The sequence below is a fragment of the Streptomyces sp. NPDC043685 genome (assembly GCF_056436585.1).
In genome coordinates this window covers 213,668-237,163 of the sequence record NZ_JBWKCH010000006.1, presented here as the reverse complement: position 1 = coordinate 237,163, position 23,496 = coordinate 213,668, and the positions used below count along the sequence as shown (strand labels likewise).

Here is a 23,496-nt window from a genome sequence, read left to right as displayed (position 1 = left end):
AGACGGGCCGAGCCGGGTCGGGACGGTGCCGAGCCGGGTTGCGACGGGGCTGAGCCTGGGCGGCGGGGGCCGGTGGGGGCGCCGCGGAGGGCGCCCCTGCCCGGTGGTGTCGGTGCCTGCCGCCGCTTGCCGCTACTTGCCGAGGTCGGCCGGGAAGGGAAAGACGTCGAAGGCCTTGTCCAGCTCGGCGCGGTCGCGGCACATCCACTTGGCGGTGACGCGGCGGACGGTGCGCTTGGGCAGGTGCGGGTTGTCGTTGCGGTCCGTGATCGGCTGGGCCAGCGACTGCAGTTCCCAGGCCACGCCGACGAGCCGGTTGATGTGGGTCCAGTAGTGCGGCTTGATGCCGAGGAGCGCGAAGCCGGCCAGGAACGGGTGCCAGCGGTGGTACGCGTGGGTGGGCGACGGCGGCGTGTAGTTCATCATGTGGACCTTCTGGCCGTCCGGGCGGCGCGGGTCGAACAGCGTGCCCTGGCCGTACTCCTGGAAGGCGAACAGCAGTCCGCGCGGGTCGCGGCCGTAGAACTGGTCGTAGACCTTGATCTGTTCGCGCGAGATGACCTCGAAGGCGGCCTTGTTCGGCCTGATCAGCTCCATGTAGCTGCGCGGGTAGCGGCCGCTCTTGCGGGTCTCGACCCAGGCGTCGTAGGTCTTGGTGAAGCCGCCGAACGGCGCGACGATGGCGTAGACCGCGTCCTTCATCTCCTGGGACGGGGTGTAGTACGACATCTCGTCGTACTGGTACCAGAACTCGTTCGCCCAGCGGTCGCCGACCATGCCCGGGACCTCCGGCAGGGAGGGGTGGCGGTGATGGCGGCCGTGGGCCTCGGCGGGCGTGGCGCCGATGAGAGACGCCGTGGCGGCTGCTCCGGCGACGCCGAGGGCGGCCCGCAACGCACTCCTGCGGTCCAGGGTGTTGAGCGTCATGCGCGTTCTCCTTACACGGGGGCGGAAGGGGCGGAATCACGGGTGTCTCGGGCGGGGCTGTGGGCCGGTGGCCCAATTGCTTGCGTGCTATGACTCTCGCGTATGGCCCTATCGGCGACCTATACCGGAAACTGGCAGGTCAGAGCCGGTTTCCGGTAGGTCTCAGGGACGCTTGCGGGAGGTGTCCCCGGGGGCGCCGGCGGGGGTGTCCCCCGGCTCGGGGAACGGCGCCGCGCGCAGGCCGGGCGAGGCCAGCGCCACCAGCGCCGTGAGCGCCATGACGGCACTGAGGACGAGGGCGGTGCGCAGGGCGTCCATGGACTCCAGGAGGAAGCCGGCGGCGACCGGCCCGGCCGCCATGGCGCCCGAACCCACCAGGTTGGCCAGGGAGTTGGCGCGACCGCGCAGCTGGTCGGGCGCGGCCCTGACGAGGAGCACCCCGCCGGCGACGTTGAAGACACCGCCGACGTAGCCGCTCGCCGCGAACAGGGCGCCGAGCAGCACGGGGGTGTCCAGGGCGACGGCCACCGGGACCATGAAGGCGGTCCAGGCGAGCAGTCCGCCCAGGACCAGGGTGCGCAGCGGGAACCGGGTGTTCCACCAGCCGCCGGTGATCGCGCCGACGAGTCCGCCGGCGCCGCTGAGCGAGAGCACCAGGCCGACTTCGAAGGGGGTGCCGTGCCGATCCTGGATGCCCGCCATCACGGCCAGGTTGAGGCCCTGGAAGAGGATGTTGGTGACCGCGACGGCGGTCATCACGGCCCGCAGGAAGGGCTGGCGCCACATCCACACCAGGCCCTCGCGGATCTCGGTGCCGAGCCGGGCCGGCGGTCCGGTGCGCTGCTGCTGGAGTTTGCCCCGCACTCCGAACAGGCAGATGACGGACGCCACTTGGCTGACGGCGGCGGCCGCGTAGGGCAGCGAGGCGCCGAGCGCGACGAGTCCGCTGCCGAGCGGCTGTCCGGCGATGGCGGCGCCGCGGGTGCGGGCCTCGTTGCCGGTGAGCGCGGCGGGCAGCTGTTCGCGCGGCACGACGGCCGGCACGGCGGCCCGTTCGGCGAGCTGGTGCAGGACGCCGAGGGCGCCCTCGGCGAACGCGGCGATCAGCAGCGCCCACAGCCAGGTGCGTCCGCTGAGCAGCAGCGCGGTCACCACGACCGCGATCAGCGCCTGGCCGAGCCCGGCGCCGATCATGATGCGCCGCCGGTCGTAGCGGTCGACGAGCACCCCGCCCGGCAGCTGCATCAGCAGCATCGGCAGCAGCAGCGCGGTGCCGACCAGTCCGGCGTCCCCCGGCGACCCGGTGGCCCACAGCACGGTCAGCGGGTACGCCACGGCGGTGGCCCGCCCGGCCAGCAGGGACAGTCCGGCGCCGCCCCACAGCAAGGTGAAGTCCCGGTTGCGGCGCAGCGGCGGGTGGGGCGCGGACCCGGCGGGCGCCGGCTCCGGTGCGGTGGCCGGTGCCGGCCCGGACGCCTCGGTGACCGTACCCACCCCGCTTCCGCTCGGCTCGCGCGTCTCCTGTGTCATCAGCCACGGCACTTCCGAGGGGTCCGTGGCCGGACGGCCCGTGGTGCCGCTCATCGGGCGACGGCGTGTTCGGGCACGCGGGCCGTCAGCGGGGCGCATGCGTGCTCCAGGACCGCCATGGCGCTGTGCATCTTGTTGGTGGCCTGCGCGAAGGCGATGCTCGCCGGGCCGTCCAGGACGTCAGCCGTGACCTCCTCGCCGCGATGGGCCGGAAGGTCGTGCATGAAGACGGCGCGGGGCGAGTCGTCCCACAGCCACCGGCCGACCTGGAACGGCGCGAAGATCTCCCGCCAGTCGGCGTCCGGCTTGCTGGTGCCGGTGGTCTGCCAGCGGGTGGTGTAGATGACGTCGTACGCCCCCGCGAGGGCGGCCATGTCGTGCCGTTCGGTGATCCGGGCGCCGCTGCGGGCGGCGTGGGCCGCGGCCCGGGCGGCGACGGACGAGGTGAGGCCGTAGCCGGGCGGGGTGCGCAGGTCGAGGTGGACACCGGGGTAGCGGCCGAGGGCCAGGGCGAGGGCCGCCGCGGTGTTGTTGCCCTCGCCGGCGTACAGGACGCGCAGGCCCTCGATGCGGCCGAAGTGCCGCGCGAGGGTGGTCAGGTCGGTCAGCGCCTGGGTGGGGTGTTCCTCGGCGCTCATGGCGTTGACGACGGCCATCCGGTGCTGGCTCGCCCAGCCGCGCAGTTCCTCCTCCGGCCCGGCGGTGCGGGCCACCAGCACGTCGAGCATGCCGGACAGCACCCGGCCGGTGTCCTCGGTGGTCTCGCCGGTGTTGAGCTGGAGGTCGCCGGGCCCGTAGGAGACGAGACAGGCGCCCAGGCGCAGCGCGCCGGAGGAGAAGGCGGTCCGGGTGCGGGTGGAGGTCTTGGCGAAGTAGACGCCGGTGACCAGGCCCCCCAGCGGGCGGACCGGGTCGGCGAGGCCGGCGGAGAACGCGGCGCCGCGGGCGACGACGCGGTGCAGTTCGTGGTCGGTGAGGTCGTCGACGGAGATGAGGTGGCGCGCGCGGCGCACGTCCCGGGGGACTTCCATGGTTCAGCCTTTCCTAGCTGGTTGCGGAGTGGTCCAGGGCGGCGGCGAGCCGCGCGACGGTGTGGTGGCGCAGGGCCGTGGTCAGGTCGAGGGCGAGGCCCGCGCGGCGGGCGGCGACCAGCAGCGGCGGCACGAGCAGCGAGTCGCCGCCCAGTTCGCGGAAGTCGTCGTCGACGCCGACCCGTTCGAGGCCGAGCACCTCGGCCCAGACCGCGGCGAGCCGCCGTTCGGTGGCGGTGCGCGGTGCCGTGTACGGTGCCGCGCCCGCGCCGGTCGCCTCGCGGGCCACGACGGCGGCCCGGTCGCGTTTGCCGTGCGGGGTGAGCGGCAGGGCGGCGACCACTTCGACGGTGGCCGGGACGAGCGCGGGGGGCAGGAGGGTGTGGAGCCGGTCCCGGAGCGCTGCGACCTCGACGGTGTGGTCCTCGGCGGGCACCACCCAGGCGGCGAGCCGCTTCCCGCCGTCGGCGGCCGGGACCGCTGTGACCAGCGCTTCCCGTACGGCCGGGTCGGCGGTCAGGGCGGCCTCGGCCTCTCCGGGCTCCACCCGGTGGCCGCGGATCTTGACCTGGCTGTCGGTACGGCCCGCGAACTCCAGGTGCCCGCCCGGCAGTCGCCGGGCCAGGTCGCCGCTGCGGTAGAGGCGGCTGCCGGGCAGTCCGTACGGGTCGGGCAGGAAGGCGAGCGCGGTCAGGTCGGGGCGGCCGCCGTAGCCGCGGGCGAGTCCGTCGCCGCCGAGGAACACCTCGCCGGTGACGCCGTCGGGCACGGGCCGCAGCTCCGCGTCGAGGACGCGGACCAGGACGCCGGGCAGTGCGGCGCCGAGCGGGACCAGGGCCCGCGCGGACCGGGTGCGTACGGGGCCGTAGGTGGCGGCGACGGTGGCCTCGGTGGGCCCGTACTCGGCGCCGAGGGCCATGCCCCCGCCGCCGGCGCGGATCCGGGCCGCGACCCGTTCGGCCTGCGCGGTGGGGTAGGCGTCCCCGGCGCAGACCGCGAGCCCGGCCAGCCCGGCCAGCTCCCGGTCGGTCAGCTGGTGTTCCAGCAGCGCCAGATGGCCCGGCGTCAGGCCGACGAAGGCGTACGGCGCGCCGCGCAGCAGCAGCGGCCCGAACTCCTCCGTGCCGTACCGCTGGGGCAGCACCCGTACCGGCTGCCCGGTCATCAGCGGCGCGTACAGCGCGGGCATCCCGAGGTCGAAGCCGGCCGGGGTGAACCAGGGCGCCCCGCCGGGGCCGGCCTCGGTGTACTGGCGCACGGCCCAGTCGAGGTAGTGCGCGAGGGCCCGGTGGGAGACCTCGACGGCCTTGGGGGTGCCGGTGGAGCCGGAGGTGTGCAGGACGTAGGCGAGCCGGTCCGCGTCGTGCCGCAGGCCGAGTGGTGAGCGGTCGCCCTCGTGGGCGGCGTCCTCGGCGAGCAGCACCTCGGCGAGGGGCAGCCGGAAGAGGTACGAGCGCTGGGTGACGGCGATCCGCGGCACGGTCCCGGCGAGCCGGGCGTCCGGTGCGCCCGGGTCGAGGGGCACCTGCACGGCGCCCGCCTTCCACACGCCGAGCAGGGCGGCGACCAGGTCCGGGCCGCGGTCGAGCAGCACCGCCACCCGGGTCTCGGCGCCGGCGCCGAGGGCGAGCAGCCGGCGGGCGATCCGGTTGGCGCGGGCGTCGAGCTCGCCGTAGGAGAGGCGGAAGTCCTCTCCGTGCAGGGCGGTGGCCGCCGGGGTGCGGGCGGCCTGAGCCTCGAAGGCGCCGAGGACGTCGGCCGGGGTCTCGGGGTGGGGCAGGGCGGGCGCCTTGAGGCGGGCGCTCTCGTAACGGTCGGGGAAGGCGCCGGTGCTGTCTCCGTCGGCGCCCGCGCGGGCCATCTCGGTGAGCACCGCGCGGTACAGCGCGGCCAGCCGGTCGGCGGCGGTCCGGGAGAGCGTGCGGGTGCGGGAGGCGAGGGAGAGGTGACCGCGCACGGGGGTGCCGACGACGACCGGGAACTCGTTGGGGCTGTCGTCGCGGCTGGCCATGATGTCGATCAGCTCGGTGTCGACCTGGTGGAAGTCCAGGTAGTGGAAGAGCACGTCGATCAGATGGGCCTCGCCGCCGGGCACACGCATCGCGGGCATCGGGTAGCGGCGGTGCGGCCACAGCGCGACCTCGTGCCCGAAGACCTGCCGGGCCAGTTCGCCCCAGGTGCGGGCGGTCCGCTCGTAGGGGAAGGGCACCGAGTTGAGGTACATGCCGGAGACGGTCTCGGCGCCGGCCTCCTCGGGCCGGGCGTCGGCGACCATGCCGCCGCGGAAGGCGGCGGAGCGGGTCAGCAGCGACAGCACCTTGCTGTGCGCGGCGTGCAGCACGCTCTTGTACGGCACCTCGGCGGCGGTCGCCAGGGCGCGCAGGCCAGGTTCCAGGTCGGTCAGCGGCAGGTCGATGCGGTAGCGCTCGTCGGGTCCCGCGGGGTCGCCCGCCCAGCCGGGCGGCACGGTGAACTTGTCGTGTCCTTCGACGATCCCGCGCCAGAACTCCTGGTCGGCCGGGTCGTCGAGGGCGCGCAGCTCCCCGGCGATGAAGTCGGCGTAGCGGACGGCGGGCGCGGGCGGCGCGGGGGCGGGCTCGCCGCCGGTGCGCAGGGCGCGGTAGGCGCGGAGCATCTCCATCAGCTGGGAGTGGTAGCTCCAGCCCTCGATGACGGGGTGGCACTCGGTGATCGACAGCCACCAGCTCTCGTCGTCGAGGAGGTGCACGGCCATCCGCATCAGCGGTGCCCGGGTCAGGTCGAACAGCTCGGCCCGGTCCCGGTCGGCGAAGTCCCACAGCGCCTGCTGCCGGGCGTCCTCGGGGAGGTGGCGCAGGTCCTCGTGGACGACGGGCATGCGGGCGGCGGCGTGCACCAGCTGGAGCGGCTGGGAGTACCCGGTCAGGGCGAAGGAGGTGCGCATCACCTCGTGCCGCTCGGCGATCAGGTCGGCGGCCCGCTGGAACGCGGCCGGGTCGAAGGGGAGTTCGTCGCGGATCCGGAAGGAGGTGATGTTGTGGTAGCGGTTCTCGCCGCTGCCGCCGTGCATCTCGACGAGCATCCCGGCCTGGATACGTGAGACGGGGTAGGCGTCGGTGACGTCGGCGGGCAGTTCCGCCCGGTCGGCGGCGTCGATCAGCGCGAACCGGGCGACGGTCCGGGGCGCGTCGGCGGCCGGGGCGCCGGTGCGGGCGACGGCCGTTGCCAGGCGTTCGACGGTCCGGTGCTCGAAGACGTCCCGGACGCTGGTCTCCCAGCCGGCCGCGCGCAGCGCGCCGACCAGTGCGACCGCGCGCAGCGAGTCGCCGCCCAGGTCGAAGAAGTTGTCGCGCACCCCGACGGTGTCGAGGCCGAGCACCCGCGCCCACACGGCGGCCATGGCCCGCTCGGCGTCGGTGCGAGCCTCGACGTGCGCGCCGACGGCCGTGGCGGCGCGGCCGGGCGCGGGCAGGGCGCGCCGGTCGAGTTTGCCGTTGCCGGTCAGCGGCAGCGCGTCCAGGGTCAGGTAGGCGGAGGGCAGCATGTACGGCGGCAGGGACGTGCCGAGGTGTGCGCGCAGGACGGCGGGGCCGAGCTCGTCGGCTCCGGCGCCGGGGGCCGGTACGACGTAGGCGACGAGCTGCTTGTCGCCGGGGGTGTCCTCGCGGACGATCGCGACGGCCTCGGTGACGGCCGGGTGCGCGGTGAGCGCGGTTTCCACCTCTCCCAACTCGATGCGGTAGCCGCGCAGTTTGACCTGGTGGTCGACGCGGGCGAGGAAGTCGAGGTTGCCGTCGGGCAGCACCCGGGCCAGGTCGCCGGAGCGGTAGAGGCGGCTGCCGGGCGGGCCGTAGGGGTCGGGCACGAACCGCTCGGCGGTCAGGTCGGGGCGGCCGGCGTACCCGCGGGCCAGTCCGGTGCCGCCGATCCACACCTCGCCGGGGACGCCGGTGGGCAGCGGGCGCAGCCGGTCGTCCAGGACGTACATCGTGGTGTGCGGGACGGCCCGGCCGATGGGGACCAGCTCGGTGGCGACCGGTCCGTCGAGGAAATAGGCGGAGTTGCCGACGGTGATCTCGGTCGGCCCGTACTCGGCGGCCAGCCGGGTGCCGCCCTCCCCCGCCGCCGTCGCCCATCGTTCGGCGAGCCGGGCGGTGAAGGAGTCACCGGCGGCGATGACGAGTCCGGCCAGTCGGCGCACCTGGTCCGGGCCCAACTGCTCCACCAGCAGGTTGAGATGGCCGGGGGTGAGCTTGATGAAGGCGTACGGTCCGCCTGCCGCGAGCAGCGCGCCGAGGTCGGCGGTGTCGACGTCCTGCGGCAGCAGGTGCACCGGCTGCCCGGTCATCAGCGGCGTGTACAGGTCGGGCACGCCCAGGTCGAAGGCGATCGAGGAGAACAGCGGCGCTCCCCCGGTGCCCGCGCTCGCGTACGCCTGGACCGTCCAGCCCAGGTAGTTGGCGAGGCCGCGGTGGCTGATCAGGACGCCCTTGGGGCGCCCGGTGGAGCCGGAGGTGTAGATGATGTAGGCGAGCCGGTCCAGGTCGTGGGCGGCGGGCAGCTCGGCGTCGGCCGCCTCCAGCGCGGCCCGCTCGGCGGGGTCGTCGACGACGACCGTGCGCACGCCGGTGAGGCGGCCGGTGTACCGGGTCTCGGTGACGGCCAGGGCGGTCGCGGTCTCGGCCAGCATGTGGGCGACGCGGTCGTCCGGGTGGGCCGGGTCGACCGGGAGGTAGGCGGCGCCTGCCCGCCAGATGCCCAGCAGCGCGGCGACCAGGTCGGGGCCGCGGTCCAGCAGGACGGCGACGACGGCCTCGGGGCCGGCGCCCAGTGCGGTGAGGCGGCGGGCGAACCGGTCGGCTCGGGCGTCGAGTTCGGCGTAGGTGACGGTGCTGCCGGCGTGCCGCAGCGCGGGTGCGTCCGGGGTGGCCGCCATCTGCGCGGCGATCGTCTCGAAGACCGGGCGCAGGGCCCCGGGTTCGAGTGGGCGGTCGGTGCCCACGGGGGTGGCCGGGCCGTCGAGGAGCAGGGCGCGCTCGGCGGCGTCCAGGACGTCGAGGTCGGCGACCGGGGTGCCGGGGGCCCGGGCGATCGCCGCGAGCAGGGTCCGGTAGTGGCGGGTGATCCGCTCGGCGGTGGCCGCGTCGAAGAGCGCGGTGGCGTACTCCAGGCTGCCGTGCAGGGTGCCGTCGGGCCGTTCGGTCAGGTGCAGGGTGAGGTCGAAGCGGGAGACGCGGCTCTCGGCCGGTACGGGCGCGACGCTCACGCCGGGCAGCTCGGGGCCCTCGGGACCGCCCTCGCCGGAGACGAGGTCGAACATGACCTGGAAGACGGGCGTGGTGGACAGGTCCCGCTCCGGTTCCACCTCGTCGGCGATCCGGTCGAAGGGGGTGCCCTGGTGGTCGAAGGCGGCCAGCACGGCCGTGCGGCTGTCGGCGAGGAAGCGGCGGAAGGGCGTCCCGGGCCGCCAGGCGGCGCGCAGCGCCAGGGTGTTGTAGGCGTAGCCGGCCATCCGGCGCAGCTCGGGCCGGGTACGGCCGGAGGAGGCGGTGCCGACGCACACGTCGGTGGTGCCGGCGTAGCGGCCGAGCAGCAGCTGCCAGGCACCGAGCAGGACCATGAAGGCGGTGGCGCCCTCGTCCCGGGCGAGTGCGCGCAGGCTCTCCGCGACCGGTGCGGGCACCTCGAAGCGCGTCATGGCGCCGCCGCCGTCGCGGACGGCGGGCCGGGGACGGTCGGTGGGCAGCCCGAGCGGGGCCAGTCCGGCCAGCCGCTCCCGCCACCAGGCCAGGTCGGCGGCAGCGGCCGGTGAGCCGTCCCGCCTCGTGAGCCACGCCGCGTAGTCGGCGTACTGGAGGGTCGGCTCGGGCAGCGCGCCCGCCGGGTCGTGGCCCTCGACGGCGGCCGTGTACAGGGCCGAGAGCTCGGACAGCAGCAGCGGCCGGGTCATCGCGTCGCAGGCGATGTGGTGCACCACCGCCACCAGCACGTGGTCGTCCGCGGCGAGCCGCAGCAGCCGTACACGCAGCGGCTGCCGGGCCGCGAGGTCGATGGGCCGGGCGGCCTGTTCCTCCGCGAAGGCGACGGCGCGGCCGTCGGCGTCGGCGTCGGCGTCGGCCTCGCCGTCTGTCTCGCCGCCCTGGACGACGGCGAAGTCCGCCGGGCCGGGCGGGTCGATCACCTGGCGGGGTTCGGTGCCGTCGAGGACGTACCGGGTGCGCAGGATCTCGTGGCGGGCGGCCAGCGTGTCGAAGGCGCGGCGCAGGGCACCGGTGTCGAGGGCGCCGCGCAGCCGGTACACCATCGGCAGCAGGTATTCGGGGCTGTCCGGGTCGAGCTGGTGCAGGAACCACAGGCTGCGCTGTCCGGGGGTCAGGACGAGGGGCTGCGAGCGGTCGGCGCGCGGGATTGTGGCGGGGACCGCGCGGCGGCCCCCGGCGCGGGCGGCCAGCCGGCGGCGCAGCAGGTCGGCCGCCAGCTCTTCCCGGTTCGGTGCGGTGGGTGCGGTCACGGCTGGTACTCCCGGTGGGCGAGGGCCAGTTCGGCCTCGGTGAGCGATTCGATCTCGGCGCGCACGGCCTCTTCCACGGCGGTGGCGAGGCCCCGCACGGTGGGCCGCTCGAAGACGGCGCTCAGCGGCAGCTCGACGTCGAACTCCTCCTGGACGCGGGCGATCACCCGGGCCGCGCGGACCGAGTTGCCGCCGATGCGGAAGAAGCCCTGGCGGGCCCCGACCGGCCGGGCGGCCGGGTCGCCGAACAGCACCTCGGACCAGATCGCGGCGAGGGCCTCCTCGACCGGTCCCTCGGGCGCGCTGTAGGGCTCGTCGGCGAGTGCGGCGGCCAGGTCGGGCACGGGCAGGGCGGCGGTGTCGACCTTGTTGTGCCGGGTCAGCGGCAGCCGTTCCAGGCCCACGAGCAAGGCGGGCAGCATGTAGTCGGGCAGCCGGCGGGCGCAGTGGTCGAGCAGTTCGCCGTCGGTGACGGGCCCGGCGTCCGAGGCGGGCGTCCAGTAGCCGACCAGGGCGGCCTCGGGCCCGGAGCCGTGCACGGTGACATGGGCCTGGGCGACGGCCGGGTGCTCGACGAGGACGCCCTGCACCTCGCCGGTCTCCACCCGGCGACCGCGGATCTTGACCTGGCCGTCGGCGCGGCCCGCGAACTCCAGGGTGCCGTCGGGCCGCATCCGGGCCCGGTCGCCGGTGCGGTACAGCCGGGCCCCGGCCAGGCCGTAGGGGTCGGGCACGAAGGCGGCGGCGGTCGGGCCGGGGCGGCCGTGGTAGCCGCGGGCGAGCCCGTCGCCGCCGACGCACAGTTCGCCGGTGACGCCGTACGGCACGGGCTGGAGGCGGTCGTCGAGGACGTACGCCGTCACGTGCGGGTAGGGGCGGCCGACGGGCACACCGGCGGCGGTGTCGTCGGCGTCCCAGCGGGTGGCGGCGATGGTGGTCTCGGTCAGCCCGTACTCGTTGATGAACCGCATCAGACGGCGCGAGAGTTCGCGGGCCAGAGCGGGCGGGCAGGGTTCGCCGCCGGTCTGGCCGACGATCGGACGGCGGCCGAGCCCCGCGTCGAGCAGCAGCTGCCAGTGCGTCGGGGCCACCTGGAGGTGGCTGACCTCGTGTTCGTCGATCAGCCGCAGCTGGGCCGCGTGGTCGCGTTGCTCCTGTTCCCGGGCGAGCACCACCCGGCCCCCGGCCACCAGCGGCATGAACAGTTCGGTGCAGGAGATGTCGAAGGTGACCTGGGCCAGCGCCAGCCAGGCGTCGTCCGGGCCCTGGCCGAAGTCCAGGTGGGCCTGGGAGGCGCGCAGCATGGTGAGCAGCGAGCCGTGCTCGACGGCGACGCCCTTGGGCCGCCCGGTGGAGCCCGAGGTGTACATCAGGTAGGCGAGGCGGGAGGGGTCGTCGGCGACGGCCGGGACGGGCCGCGCGGGCTCCGTGCCGGCGGTCTGCGCGACCGTGCTCACGTCCAGTACGCGGCCGTCGAAGCGGCCCGTGAGCCGGGCGGCGTGGGTGCCGTCGGTGACCAGGACCGTCGCCGCCGCGTCCGCCAGGACGTGCGCGGTGCGCTCGTCCGGGGCGGCCGGGTCCAGCGGCACATACGCGGCGCCCGCCCGCCAGGCGCCGAGGAACGCGGCGACCAGGTCGGGGGTGCGGCCGAGCAGGACGGCGACCACCGAGCCCTCGCCGGCGCCCGCGGCCCGCAGCCCGGCGGCGAACGCCTCGGCCCGGCGGTCCAGCCGCTCGTAGGTCCACCTCTCGCCGCCGCACACGACCGCGGTGTCCTGCGGCGCGCGCTGGGCCGCCGCGGCGATGGCCGCGTCGACGGTGCGCTCGGGTCCGGTGACCGTGCCGGGCTCCGGCCGGCCCGGGCCGCGGCCAAGCAGCTCGGCACGCAGCGGCGGGGGCAGCAGGTCGATGTCGGCCAGGGGGCGGTCCGGGTCGGCGGCGACCGACTCCAGCAGCCGGATCCAGCAGTCGGCCAGCCGCTCGACGGTGGCCGCGTCGAACAGGGCGGTGGCGTACTCGGCGAGGCCGAGCAGCGAACCGTCGGGGCGGCGCTGGAGCACGAAGGTCAGGTCGGTGCGGGCGGTGCGCCAGGCGCCGCGGAAGGCGGCCACGTCACCGGCGTCGACCGCGGTGCCGGTGCGGCCCTCCTCGTGGACGTCGAACATCACCTGGTAGAGGGGGGTGCGGGCCGGGTCGCGGGTGTCGTCCAGCTCCGTCACCAGCCGGTCGAAGGGCAGCTCCTGGTGGGCGAAGGCCGTACGGGCGGTGTCGCGGACCCGGACCAGCGCCTCCCTGAACGGGGTACCGGCGGGCGCGTCGCAGCGCAGCACCAGGGTGTTGAGGAAGTAGCCCGCCACCTCGGCGGCCTCGTCGCCGTGCCGTCCGGCGACCGGCACCCCGACCGGGACGTCCCAGCTGCCGCTGAACCGGGCCACCAGGGCGGCGAACGCGGTCAGCAGGGTCTGCTGCAAGGTGGCCCCGCGGCTGCGGCCGAGCGCGGCGACCTGCTCGGCGAGCGGGGCCGGCACGGTGAAGACGTGCGCGGCGCCGGCCGCGTCCCGGGTGGCCGGGCGGGGCCGGTCGGCGGGCAGGTCGACCGGCGTGATGCCGTCCAGGGTGTCCTTCCAGTGGGCGAGTTCGGACCTGAGGAAGGTGTCGGTCAGCCGGGCGCGCCGGTGGACGGCGTGGTCGGCGTACTGGACGGGCAGGGCGGGCAGGTGCGCGTCGGTGCCGGTGTGCAAGGCCTCGGCGAGCGCCTTGAGGTCGCGCTCCAGCACGACGGAGGTCCAGCCGTCGCAGGCGATGTGGTGGATGCTCAGCAGCAGGGTCAGGGTGCCCCGGCCGCGCACCGCGAGGGCCCGGCGCACTGGCCCCCGCACCAGGTCGAAGGGGAGGGCGAACTCGGTCTCCACCAGCGCGTTCAGCTCGTCCGCCGTGTCGGCGCGGGCAAAGCGGACGTCCCACTCGGCGGGCAGGTCGGCGAGTTGCACCGGCTCGGTGCCGCGCAGCAGGTAGCGGGTGCGCAGGATCTCGTGGCGGGCGGCGAGCGCGCTGAGCGCCCCGCGTACGACCGTGTCGTCGTACTCGGCGGGCAGGGTCAGGAAAACCGGCGCGTTCCACTCGGCGCTGCCGGGGCGCAGCCGGTCCAGCAGCCACATGCTCTGCTGGCCGGGCGACAGCGGCAGACCGTGCGGGTCGCGGACGACCGGGGTCACGGAGCGCTGTGCCGTGGGTGCGGTGGTGTCGTCCGCCGCCCGGCCGGCGGTGAGCAGCGCGGCCTGCTGCTCCACGGTGGTGGCGGTGAGCAGCGCGGTGGCCGGGATGTGCCGTCCGGCCGCCCGGGTCAGACCGGCCGCGAGCCGGTTGAGCATCAGCGAGGACCCGCCGAGCTGGAAGAAGTCGTGGTCGGCGCCGATCTCGGCGGCCGGGGTGCCGGTCAGCCGCGCCCACTCCTCGGCGACGACCCGCTCGGCGGGTGTGCGGACCGGGATGTGCGCGGTCTCGGCGGCGGCGTCCGCCGGGTCGGGCAGCGCGGACCGGTCGATCTTGCCGTTGGGGGTGAGCGGGAACTCGGTGACCGGTACGTAGGCGGTCGGCACCAGCGGCTCCGGCAGCGAGTGGCGCAGGAAGGCGCGCAGCTCCTGCGGGCCGAGCGGCTCGCCGCGTGACTGCACCCAGGCGACCAGCCGGTGTCCGCCGCGGCCGTCGGGCACCGCGGCGGCGACGGCGGCCCGCACCCAGGGGTGGGCGGCGAGCGCGGCCTCGATCTCGCCGGGTTCGATCCGGACACCGTTGACCTTGACCTGGTGGTCCAGGCGGCCGAGGTACTCCAGGACGCCGTCGGGCCGCCAGCGCGCCCGGTCGCCGGTGCGGTAGAGGCGGGCGCCCTCCCGGTGCGGGTCGGGCACGAAGCGCTCGGCGCTCTGGTCGGGGCGGCCGAGGTAACCGAGGGCGAGACCGACTCCGCCCGCGTGCAGTTCGCCGGGGACGCCCACGGGGACCGGGCGCCCGGCCTGGTCCAGGACGAGGACGCGCAGGTTGCCGATGGGCCGCCCGATCGGCACGGCGCCGGTCTCCTGCGCCGGGTCCCAGCGGTGCTCGGTGATGTCGACGGACGCCTCGGTGGGTCCGTAGGTGTTCCAGATCTCCGCCCCGGGCACCCGGTCGTGCAGGGCACGGCACAGCTCGGCGTGGAGCGGCTCTCCGGCGCTGAAGAGCAGGCGCAGGGCGCCGGCGCGTTCCCAGCCGGGCTCCTCGACGAGGCGGCGGTAGACGGACGGCACGCCCTGCAGAATCGTCACGCCACCGTCGATGACGGCCCGCAGCAGGGCGGCGGGGTCGCGCTCGGCGCCCTCGGGGGCGAGCACCACGGCACCGCCGGCGATGAGCGGGGAGAACAGTTCGAGGCCGGCGGCGTCGAAGCCGACGGTCGTCTTCAGCAGCATCCGGTCGCCCGCGCCCAGACGGTGCCGGTGCGCCAGCCAGCGCACCCGGTTGGCGATCCCGCCGTGCGGCACGAGCACGCCCTTGGGGCGGCCGGTGGAGCCGGAGGTGTGCAGGACGTAGGCGGGCTGGTCGGCGTCGACCGCGAACTGCACTCCCTCGTGGTGCAGTTCGCCCTCGGCGCCGGTGATGCCCTGGATGTCCTCGACGGTCAGCGTGCGGACGGTGCCGGGCAGGTTCCGCGCGGTGGCCCGCTCGGCGAGGACGACCGGGTCGCCGGTGTCCGCAAGGACCGCCGTCAGGCGGGCCGCCGGGTGGTGCGGGTCCAGCGGCACGTACGCGGCGCCCGCGAGCCAGACGCCGAGGAACGCGGCGACCAGCTCAGGGCTTCGGCGCAGGCACACCCCGACGAAGTCGCCGGGGCGCACCCCGGCCGACCGCAGCCCGGCCGCGAACCGGTCGGCGAGCGCGGCCAGTTCGGCATAGGTGACGGTGGTGCCGTCGGCGCGGACGACGGCGGCCGCTGCCGGGGTGCGGGCGGCCTGGGCACGGAACAGCGGGAGTATCAGCAGATGGCCGGGGACGCGTCCCGACTTCGCAGGCTCGTTCACGATCTCTCCTCCATCGGGATCGGCGGTGCGGATCAGCTGCCGGCGCCGGCCTCGGCCATGCGGCGGCGCAGGCTCAGCGGGCGCATGTCGGTCCACAGGGTGTTGATGCGCTCCAGGCACTCCTCGCGGCTGCCCTCGGTGCCCTCTGCGTGCCAGCCGGCGGGCAGGGCGCGGTCGGCCCACCAGATCGAGTACTGCTCCTCGTCGTTGAGCACGACGCGGTACACGCTTTCGTCGCTCATGTGTTCAGCCATGGGGTGTCCCTTCTGCGCGGTGAGGTGTGGCCCATGGTTGAACGCAGCGCTATCGGGCGTTTATCGGCCACCTATACGCTCCGCCCAGACACCGTGGACAGGGGCGAGCCCCCGGCGCCGAGGGGCGCCGGGGGCTCGTGGTTGCCGTGGACTGTTCGCCGGTGAGCGATCAGGCGGCGTTGTTGCGCAGGTTGTTGTTGATGTTGTTGTCGTTCAAGTTGGCCTCGACGTCGTTGGCGAGGATCCACGCCACATCGGCGGCCTGGTTGTTGACGTTGCGGTTGTTGACGCTGCGGTTGTTGTTCGAGCCGTTGTTGCCGAGGTTGTTGGTCATGGAAGGGTTCCTCTTCTGTGTGGTGGTGGGCTGTCCGTCCCGTGAACCCAGCTGCACACGGGTCGTGTGCGGCCGGCGGGTCGCTTCATAACGGCGGAGCGCGGCGGCGATGCCCGCGGCTCCCGATGCCTCCTCGTCGAGGCAGATCGCGAGGGCCACCCCGTCCTCGATGGCCTGGTTGGCTCCCTGTCCGTGGTGCGGGAGCATCGGATGGGCCGCGTCGCCGAGCAGCGTGGTGCGGGCGGTGCTCCACCGCTCCAGCGGCGCCCGGTCGTACAGCGCCCAGCGGCGCACGTCCCGCGCCGCGCCGGCCAGGGCCCGCACCTGCGGCGCCCATCCGGCCAGCGCCGCGTCGAGGTCGGCGGGACCGGCCGCGCTCGTCCAGGACTCGTCGGGCCCCTCGGGCGCCGGGGCGACGGCGACGTAGGTGAACTGCCGTCCGCCGCTGACCGGGTAGAGCAGTACGCGCCCGCTGGGGCCCGCGAACATGTACATCCGCGCGGGGTCGAGGTCCGGCAGTGCGGTCGCGTCGACCAGGCCCCGCAGCGCGCAGTTGCCGGAGTACACGGGCCGCTCGGGTCCGGTCAGCCGACGGCGGACCAGGGAGTGCACGCCGTCCGCGCCGATCAGCGCGGAGGCCCGGGTGACCGTGCCGCCCGCGAACCGGAGCGTGACGCCCTTGGCGCCCTCCTCGTAACCGGTCAGCTCGCGCCCGGTGTGCACCCGCTCGGCGGGCAGCAGCGAGGCCAGCATCCGGTGCAGGTCGCCGCGGTGCACGGTCAGGTAGGGGGCCCCGAACCGCTCCTCCCAGGCGGCGCCCATCTCCTGGCGCGCCACCGTGGAGCCGTCGTGGAAGGCGCGGACCTCCAGCGCCTCGGGCCGCACCGCCCGTCGGGCGAGCTGTCCGGCCAGGCCCATGCGGGTCAGCAGCCGGGTGGCGTTGGGGCCGAGGTGCATGCCGACGCCCTGTTCGCGCAGGGTGTCGCCGCGCTCGTAGACGTGGACGTCGATGCCGCGGCGGTGCAGGGCCGCGGCGGCGGCGAGCCCGCCGATGCCCGCGCCGATCACCGCGATCGTGGTGGTGGTCATCGGTGGTCCCATGCCTTCTCGAAGGAATCGAAGGAGTTGAAGGAGTTGAAGTCGTCGAAGGCGCCGGTCTCGCCGGAGCCGAGGGCGAGGACGGCGTCCAGGTCGGCGTCGGCGGTCAGTTCGACATCGGTGATCCGGGCGTGCGGGTCCCGCACGGCGGCCGTGAGCATCCGCTCGTAACCGTCCGCGAACCGCTCGACGGTCGTCCGGTCCAGGACGTCGGTGTCGTAGGAGAAGACCGCGGTCACGCCCTCGGGGGTCTGCTCGATGCGCAGCAGCAGGTCCAGCTGGCCCTCCTGCTGCGGCACGTCGATCAGGGCGATGTCGAGCCCGGCGTACGGGATGGCACGGCCGATCGCCTGGCCCGGCGGCACGTTGGGCACCGGCGGTTCCATGCGGTCCATGTGGACCAGGAACAGCGCGGCGCGGAACAGGGTGGCCTGCGGGAAGGCCAGTCCGCACGGGTAGCGCACGCCCAGCATGCCCCGCATGATCCGCTCGCCGGCCTGTGCGGCGGCGTCCCGGAAGGTGGTGCCGGGCCCGAACTCCGCCCGGACCGGGATGGTGTTGAGGAAGCAGCCGATCACGTCCCGCTGGCCGCGGCCGGAGCGGCTGGAGGCGGGCACCCCGAGCAGGAAGTCGTCCTGTCCCGTCCAGCGGTGGGTCAGCGACTGGAACACGGCCAGCAGATAGGCGAAGGGTGTCACGCCCGCCGCGCCCGCCGCCGCGCCGATCCCGTCGGCGGCCTCGGGGGCGAGCCGCCGGACGACGGTGTCGCCGCGCAGCGAGCGCACCCGGGGGCGCGGCCGGTCCAGCGGCAGTTCGGCGGGGGCCGATCCGGCGACCGACTCCCGCCAGGCGGCGGCGGCCCGCATCCCGGCCTCGGAGGCGGTGTGCGCCAGCTCCGCCGCCGCGTGCTCGGTGTAGGTGCCCTTCAGCGGGCGCCAGTCGGGGGCGGTGCCGGCGGCGTGGGCCGCGTAGGCGACGAGGACGTCACGGACCAGCAGCCAGCGGGAGGTGAAGTCGCTGACGATGTGGTGGGCGGAGGTGACCAGCGCCCAGTCGTCGTCGGCGCGGCGCAGCAGCACCACCCGGAAGGTCCCCGACTCCAGCCGGAACGGCCGGGCCCCGGCCTCCTCGACGGCGCGCAGCAGCCCGCCTTCGTCGATTCCGTCCAGGTCCCGCAGTTCCAGCCGTACGACGGGGGTGCCGGAGGCGATGCGGACCGGGCGTCCGCCGTGTTCGGCGAAGACCGAGCGCAGCAGTTCCTGGCGTTGTCCGACCGAGGTGACGGCGGCGTCCATGGCGGCGGGGTCGACCCGGCCGCTCAGCCGCAGCGGCATCACGATGTTGTAGGCGGCGCTGTCCGGGGCGATGCGGTACGCGGTCCACATCGCCTCCTGGATCGAGGTCAGCGGCAGAGCCTGCACGGAGGTGCTCATCCGCAGCCTCCCGCGTGGCTCAGGTCGGAGGCGGGGCCGCCGACGAGGGCGATGCCGGGCTCGGCCGGTTCGGGGTTCTGCGCGGCGGGCGCCGAGGTGTGCTCGGGGAAGGTCGCCGCGAAGTCGGCGACCCGGTCCAGGCCCCAGAAGGGCTCCGAGCCGTTGATGAAGAACGGCACTCCGAACACGCCGTCGCGGGCCACGTCCACCAGGGCCTTGGCGCCCTGCGCCCGGATCTCCGGGTCGTCGGTGACGGCGCCCGCCTCCTCGGCGTCCAGTCCGATGGAGACGGCCAGTTCACGCACGGTGGCCGGGTCGCACAGGTCACGGCCCTCCAGCCAGCGGGCCCGGCCCGCCCGCTCCACCCACGCCCGGCCCAGGCCCCGGCGCTCGGCGAGGAACCACGTCAGGTGCGCGGGCTCCCACCACGGGTCGGCGTCCACCGGCCAGGTCAGGGTGAGTCCGCGGGCCGCGGCGAGCCGGCGCACGTCCCGCAGGATGTAGAACTGCTTGGCCCGGGACATCGGGACGTAGGGGAACTCGGCGCCCGCCTCGGCCAGCAGCTTCCGGCTGATCTCGTCGGGCTCCCAGAAGGGCCGCCACTCCAGCCGGTCGAGCAGGCCGGGGTGGTTCTCGCGCAGCTCTCGCAGCGCGAAGAAGTTGTAGGGGCTGCGCAGGTTGAAGTAGAAGCGCGGCGGCCGGGCGGCGCGTGGCATGGCTGACTCCCTTGGGCGGATGGGGTTCTCAGACGACCAGTCCGCCGTCGACGGCGAAGACCTGTCCGGTGATGTAGGCGGCGCGGTCGCCGGCCAGGAAGGACACCAGTTCCGCGACCTCCTGGGGTTCGCCGAAGCGGCCCAGCGGGATGCGGCGGGTCATCTCCTTGGCGTGCTTCTCGGAGAGGCCGCCGGTCATGTCGGTGCTGATGAAGCCGGGGGCGACGGCGTTGGCGCGGATGCCGGAGCGTCCGGCCTCCTTGGCGAAGGCCGCCGTGAAGCCGATGATCCCGGCCTTGGACGCGGAGTAGTTGGTCTGCGTGGCGTGTCCCGCGGCGGCGACCGAGGAGAGCGTGACGACGGTGCCGCGGCGGCGCTTGAGCATGGGGAAGGCGAGCGTGCGGACGACGTTGTAGGTGCCGTCGAGGTTGGTGCGCAGCACGGCGTCCCAGTCCTCGTCGGCCATCATCGCCAGGTGCTGGTCGCGGACGATGCCGGCCGCGGTGACCACCACGTCCACCGGCCCGAGCAGCTCCTCGGTCTCGGCCGCGAACGCGGCCACGGCGGCCCGGTCCGTGACGTCGACGCGGCGGGCCAGGGTGCGGGCGCCGTGCGCGGCGGCGGACTTGGCGGCGAGCGCCGCCGCCTCCTCGTTCGACTGGTAGCACAGCGCGACGTCATGGCCGTCGCGGGCGAGGGTCTCCACGACGGCCCGCCCGATCCCGCGCGAACCGCCGGTGACCAGGGCGACCGGCCTCGGTGTGTCGGACATGTGACGTGCCTCTTTCCTCGGTGACGGGACGGGGGGCCGCGGGATGTCTCAGGCCAGCCGCAGCAGCAGCGCACCGACGGTGCCGTCGCGGTCGGCCGCGGTGATCAGGGCGAGCCGGTCCACCAGGCTCGGTTCGCTCTCCGCCTCGGCCAGCGCGGCGGCGAGCTGGAAGGCGGCGGAGGCCGCGCCGGCGTCGCCGACCAGGGAGCGCACCGGGAGCCGGTTGCCGGTCAGCCCGTCGAGGGCGGACTCCTCCTGCTTGCCGAGCAGCCCGGGCGGATTGCCGGGCACGATCAGTTCGACGTCGCCGGGGGCGGCGTCCGCGTCGGCCAGCACGTCGGCGACACAGCGTTCCAGCGCCGCTCCGGCCCGGCCCTTGTCCTGGAAGGCGCGGAACCGGGAGCCGAGGACCGAGGCGAGCACGGGCCGGCCTCCCTCGCGGGCGGCCGACGCCTCCTCCAGGAGGAAGAGCGCGGCGCCCTCGCCGAGCGGCTGCGGTTCGGCGCCGTCGTGGTCGGCGACCCGTTCCAGCCGGGCCCGCTGTACGGAGAACTCCTCGGCCGCGCCGGCCAGCAGCGCCGTGCCGTGTCCGCCGCGCAGCAGCCGGGAGGCGTACTGGAGGGCGAGCAGGGCGGTGGTGGCGCCGCCGGAGACGGTGACGTTGGGGCCCTTGAGGGTGTGCCGGATGGCACTGGCACCGGCGGGGCAGTTCATGACGGTGTTGGGGAAGCGGGCCGGGTCGACGAGGTAGGGCTTGTCGCCGGTGAGCGCGTCCCGGGTGAAGTCCATGATCGACTGGACGCTGCCGGAGGTGCCGAGCACCAGGCCGGTGCGCTCGGGGTCGGCGGCGAGCCGGGTGCCGTACTCGTCGAGGAGCATGCCGACCGTGGTGGCCGCGATGCCGGTGACCCGGTCCATGGAACGGGTGCCCTTGCGGCCGAGGACGGCCCTGATGTCGAAGCCGGGGATCAGCCCGGCCTCCGGGTAGGGGACCGGCCAGGTCGCCGCGTCCACCGGCGCGACCGCACGCAGCCCGGACCTGAGGCCCTCGGTGAAGCCCTGCCTGCCCAGTCCGTAGGGCGAGGACACGGCCCAGCCGGATATCGCCAGCCGGGGCGCGGCGGCGTTCGCCTGGAGCGCCATGCTCGTCAACTCCTCTCACAATCGCGGCTGCCGGCTCTCACGCCGCCTGCTCCCACTTGCCGAGCACCAGGACGGCGTTGTTGCCGCCGAAGGCGAGCCCGTTGTTCTGCACGACCCTGAGCTCCGCCTCGACCGCCTCGTTGGGCACGCAGTCGACCGCGCACTCGGGGTCGGTCGAGCGGTGGTTGATCGTCGGGGGGATGAAGCCGTCCCGCAGTGCCAGCGCGCAGGCCGCGGAGGCGAGGGCGCTGGCGGCGCCCATGGTGTGGCCGATCATCGACTTGATGGAGACCGTGCGCGGCAGGGTGTCGCCGAAGACCTGCCGGATCGCGCCGACCTCGGTGACGTCGTTGGCCCTGGTTCCGGTCCCGTGCGCGGAGATGAAGTCGACGTCCGTCGCCTCGATGCCGGCGTTGTGGTGCGCCGCGGTGATGCAGCGGGCGATGGAGTCCCGGTCGGGGGCGACCGGGTGGCTGGCGTCGCAGGACAGGCCGTAGCCGAGCACCTCGGCGTAGATCCGGGCGCCGCGGGCGAGCGCGGACTCCAGCGACTCCATCAGCAGGATCCCGGAGCCCTCGCCGGTCAGGATGCCCTGCCGGTCGGCGTCGAAGGGGCGGCACACGTCGGGCGCGATGGTGCCGAGCCGGTAGAAGCCGGTGAAGGTCTTGCGGCACAGCGCGTCCGCGCCGCCGCACAGCGCCATCTCGACGTCTCCGGAGCTGATGGCGTCGTAGCCGTAGCCGACCGCGTAGTTGCCGGCCGCGCAGGCGGTGGGCACCGTGACGGTCTCCACGTCCTCCAGGCCGAGTTCGCGGACGATGCCGGCCGACAGCCTGCCGGGCCACACCCGGCGGGCCGCCACCTCGTCGAGGGCGTCGTCGCCCTCGGCGACCTGGAGCGCGGTGAGGTGGTCGAGGTCGCGGGACTCGCCGTCGGTGGTGCCGACGGAGACCAGCGAGCGCACGTCGCGCACCTGCTGTGCGGTCAGTCCCGCGTCGGCGACCGCCATCCGGCTCGCGGCGACCGCGAACTGCGCGGCCCGGCCCAGGTCGTCCGGGGACTGGGCGGTCAGCCAGGCCGCCGGGTCGAAGTCGGTGATCTCGCAGGCGTTGGAGTACGCGAAGCCGGTGGTGTCGAAGGCACCGATCGGTTTCGCGCCGCTGCGGCCGGCCCGCAGGCCGGCGGCGAAGGCGTCGACACCGGTACCGATGCTCGTCACCACACCGAGGCCGGTGACGACCACCCGGTGCCGCGCGCCGCGCCCGCCGCGCCCCGGCGTCGCGTCCCCGCTCACTTGACCTGCGCCTCGGCGACCACGGCGTAGACGCCGGCGAGGTTGACCATCCGGCTGAGCTCGGACTGCGTCAGGGCGATGCCGAAGGTCCGCTCCAGGGAGGAGAGGATCTCGATGGTGCGCAGCGAGTCGGCGTCGTGCTCCTCCTTGAACAGGCTGACGTCGGTGACCTCGTCGAGTTCCAGCTCGAGGATGTCGCAGACGATGTCCTTGATCTCCGCCTTCTGCCCGTCGTCCAGGGCCGGGAGCTGAGTGGTCATGGGATGCCTCCGTGCATCGGTGTGCGGCCACGCGGGCCTCGGGTGGTGGTGTTCGGGGATGCGTTTCATGGTGGCGGGGCCCGCTATCGGTGCCCTATATCCGCCAACTCCTGCTCATCAGAGACGAGTTGGGGCGGCAGGTCGGTGTCCTGCGTGAGCTCGGCGACCTCGCCGAAGTGCCGGCGCACCCAGGCGTCGTCGTAGATCGTGTCGAGGTAGCGGTCTCCGCCGTCGGGCAGGATCAGCACGACGTTGGAACCCGGTTCCAGGCTCGGTGCGATGCGGTCCAGCGCGGAGACCACGGCTCCCGAGGAGCCGCCCGCGAGGATCGCCTCACGCCGTACGAGCCGGCGGCAGCCCCTCACGCAGTCCAGGTCGGTGACGTGGACGACGTGGTCGGCGTCCGAGGGCCGCAGCAGCTTGGGCCGGATCGACGCGCCGTGGCCCGGCACCAGCCGGGTGCAGCCGGTGCTCCGGCCGAACAGCACGCTGCCGACGGCGTCCACCGCGTGCACGGTCGTCGTCAGGCCGCTCTGCCTGATGTACTCGGCGCAGCCGCCCAGGGTGCCTCCGGTGCCGGCCGCCAGGATCAGGTGGTCGACCTTGCCGTCCAGCGCCTCGGCGATCTCGCGCATCGTGGTCAGGTGCGCCTGCCGGTTGAGCGGGTTGGCGTACTGGTCGGGCCAGTACGAGTCGGATGTCGAGGCCAGCAGTTCGGCCACCCTGCGCAGCCGCATGGGCAGCAGCTCCCCGGTGACCGGGTCCGGGTCGGTGACGACCTCGACCCGGGCGCCGTAGGCACGCAGGATCGCGAGGTTCTGCTGGGTGGTGCGCGCGTCGACCACGCAGATGAAGCGCAGTCCGAAGTACGCACAGATCTGGGCGAGTCCGATAGCGAGATTTCCGGAACTGGACTCGATCACGGTGGACCGACCGGGCACGAGTTCCCCGGAGCGGATCCGGTTCAGCACCATCGAGAGCGCCGACCGGTCCTTGACGCTGCCGCCGGGGTTGAACCGCTCTGCCTTGGCGAACAGCCGTACCGGTAAGTCCGGTGCGAGCCGTTCCAGCTCGATGAGCGGAGTGTTCCCCACCACGGCGAGGATTCCCCGGAGTTCCGCGAGCGGCATGCCGGGAAGTCCGCCCGGTCCCTGGGAAAC

Annotated in this window: 14 protein-coding genes; all 14 read right to left on the bottom strand. The window is 74.6% G+C overall.

The window, feature by feature from the left end:
* Nucleotides 1-132: 132 nt before the first annotated feature.
* The 14 genes from AC0665_RS21135 to sbnA all read right to left on the bottom strand — a co-directional run bounded on the left by AC0665_RS21135 (nucleotide 133) and on the right by sbnA (nucleotide 23,466).
* Nucleotides 133-927 (bottom strand): Tat pathway signal sequence domain protein, encoded by a 795-nt coding sequence (locus AC0665_RS21135; protein ID WP_468402661.1) that lies wholly within the window; start codon nucleotides 925-927, stop codon nucleotides 133-135.
* 162 nt (nucleotides 928-1,089) lie between these two features.
* The gene (locus AC0665_RS21130) at nucleotides 1,090-2,511 is read right to left on the bottom strand and encodes an MFS transporter (protein WP_478705561.1); all 1,422 of its coding nucleotides are present in this window, start codon (nucleotides 2,509-2,511) and stop codon (nucleotides 1,090-1,092) included.
* Entirely contained in the window at nucleotides 2,508-3,488 is a 981-nt protein-coding gene (locus AC0665_RS21125) for an ornithine carbamoyltransferase (protein ID WP_478705560.1), read from the bottom strand. Before AC0665_RS21125 ends, AC0665_RS21130 begins: the two co-directional genes overlap by 4 nt.
* Before the next feature lie 13 nt (nucleotides 3,489-3,501).
* Complete coding sequence (locus AC0665_RS21120; protein WP_478705559.1) at nucleotides 3,502-9,978, bottom strand: amino acid adenylation domain-containing protein; 6,477 nt, start codon at nucleotides 9,976-9,978, stop codon at nucleotides 3,502-3,504.
* Entirely contained in the window at nucleotides 9,975-15,032 is a 5,058-nt protein-coding gene (locus AC0665_RS21115; RefSeq protein ID WP_478705558.1) for an amino acid adenylation domain-containing protein, read from the bottom strand. The genes AC0665_RS21120 and AC0665_RS21115 overlap by 4 nt, the downstream gene beginning before the upstream one ends.
* A 32-nt stretch (nucleotides 15,033-15,064) precedes the next feature.
* Nucleotides 15,065-15,274, bottom strand: coding sequence for an MbtH family protein (locus AC0665_RS21110; RefSeq protein WP_468404767.1), 210 nt, complete (start codon nucleotides 15,272-15,274; stop codon nucleotides 15,065-15,067).
* Between the two features lie 181 nt (nucleotides 15,275-15,455).
* Entirely contained in the window at nucleotides 15,456-16,709 is a 1,254-nt protein-coding gene (locus AC0665_RS21105) for an FAD-dependent monooxygenase (protein WP_478705557.1), read from the bottom strand.
* Nucleotides 16,706-18,151 (bottom strand): condensation domain-containing protein, encoded by a 1,446-nt coding sequence (locus AC0665_RS21100; protein WP_468402649.1) that lies wholly within the window; start codon nucleotides 18,149-18,151, stop codon nucleotides 16,706-16,708. The genes AC0665_RS21105 and AC0665_RS21100 overlap by 4 nt, the downstream gene beginning before the upstream one ends.
* On the bottom strand, nucleotides 18,148-18,867 hold the full coding sequence (locus AC0665_RS21095) for a DsbA family protein (protein ID WP_468402647.1): 720 nt from the start codon (nucleotides 18,865-18,867) through the stop codon (nucleotides 18,148-18,150). The genes AC0665_RS21100 and AC0665_RS21095 overlap by 4 nt, the downstream gene beginning before the upstream one ends.
* 28 nt (nucleotides 18,868-18,895) lie before the next feature.
* On the bottom strand, nucleotides 18,896-19,639 hold the full coding sequence (fabG, locus tag AC0665_RS21090) for a 3-oxoacyl-ACP reductase FabG (RefSeq protein WP_363121920.1): 744 nt from the start codon (nucleotides 19,637-19,639) through the stop codon (nucleotides 18,896-18,898).
* A 48-nt stretch (nucleotides 19,640-19,687) separates the two neighbouring features.
* Nucleotides 19,688-20,782, bottom strand: a complete 1,095-nt coding sequence (locus tag AC0665_RS21085; RefSeq protein WP_363121919.1) for a beta-ketoacyl synthase N-terminal-like domain-containing protein — start codon at nucleotides 20,780-20,782, stop codon at nucleotides 19,688-19,690.
* Nucleotides 20,783-20,819: 37 nt separating this feature from the next.
* The gene (locus tag AC0665_RS21080; protein ID WP_366052858.1) at nucleotides 20,820-22,076 is read right to left on the bottom strand and encodes a beta-ketoacyl-[acyl-carrier-protein] synthase family protein; all 1,257 of its coding nucleotides are present in this window, start codon (nucleotides 22,074-22,076) and stop codon (nucleotides 20,820-20,822) included.
* Nucleotides 22,073-22,336 (bottom strand): acyl carrier protein, encoded by a 264-nt coding sequence (locus tag AC0665_RS21075; protein WP_104781157.1) that lies wholly within the window; start codon nucleotides 22,334-22,336, stop codon nucleotides 22,073-22,075. The genes AC0665_RS21080 and AC0665_RS21075 overlap by 4 nt, the downstream gene beginning before the upstream one ends.
* 83 nt (nucleotides 22,337-22,419) lie before the next feature.
* The gene (sbnA, locus tag AC0665_RS21070) at nucleotides 22,420-23,466 is read right to left on the bottom strand and encodes a 2,3-diaminopropionate biosynthesis protein SbnA (RefSeq protein ID WP_478705708.1); all 1,047 of its coding nucleotides are present in this window, start codon (nucleotides 23,464-23,466) and stop codon (nucleotides 22,420-22,422) included.
* Between the last annotated feature and the right edge of the window lie 30 nt (nucleotides 23,467-23,496).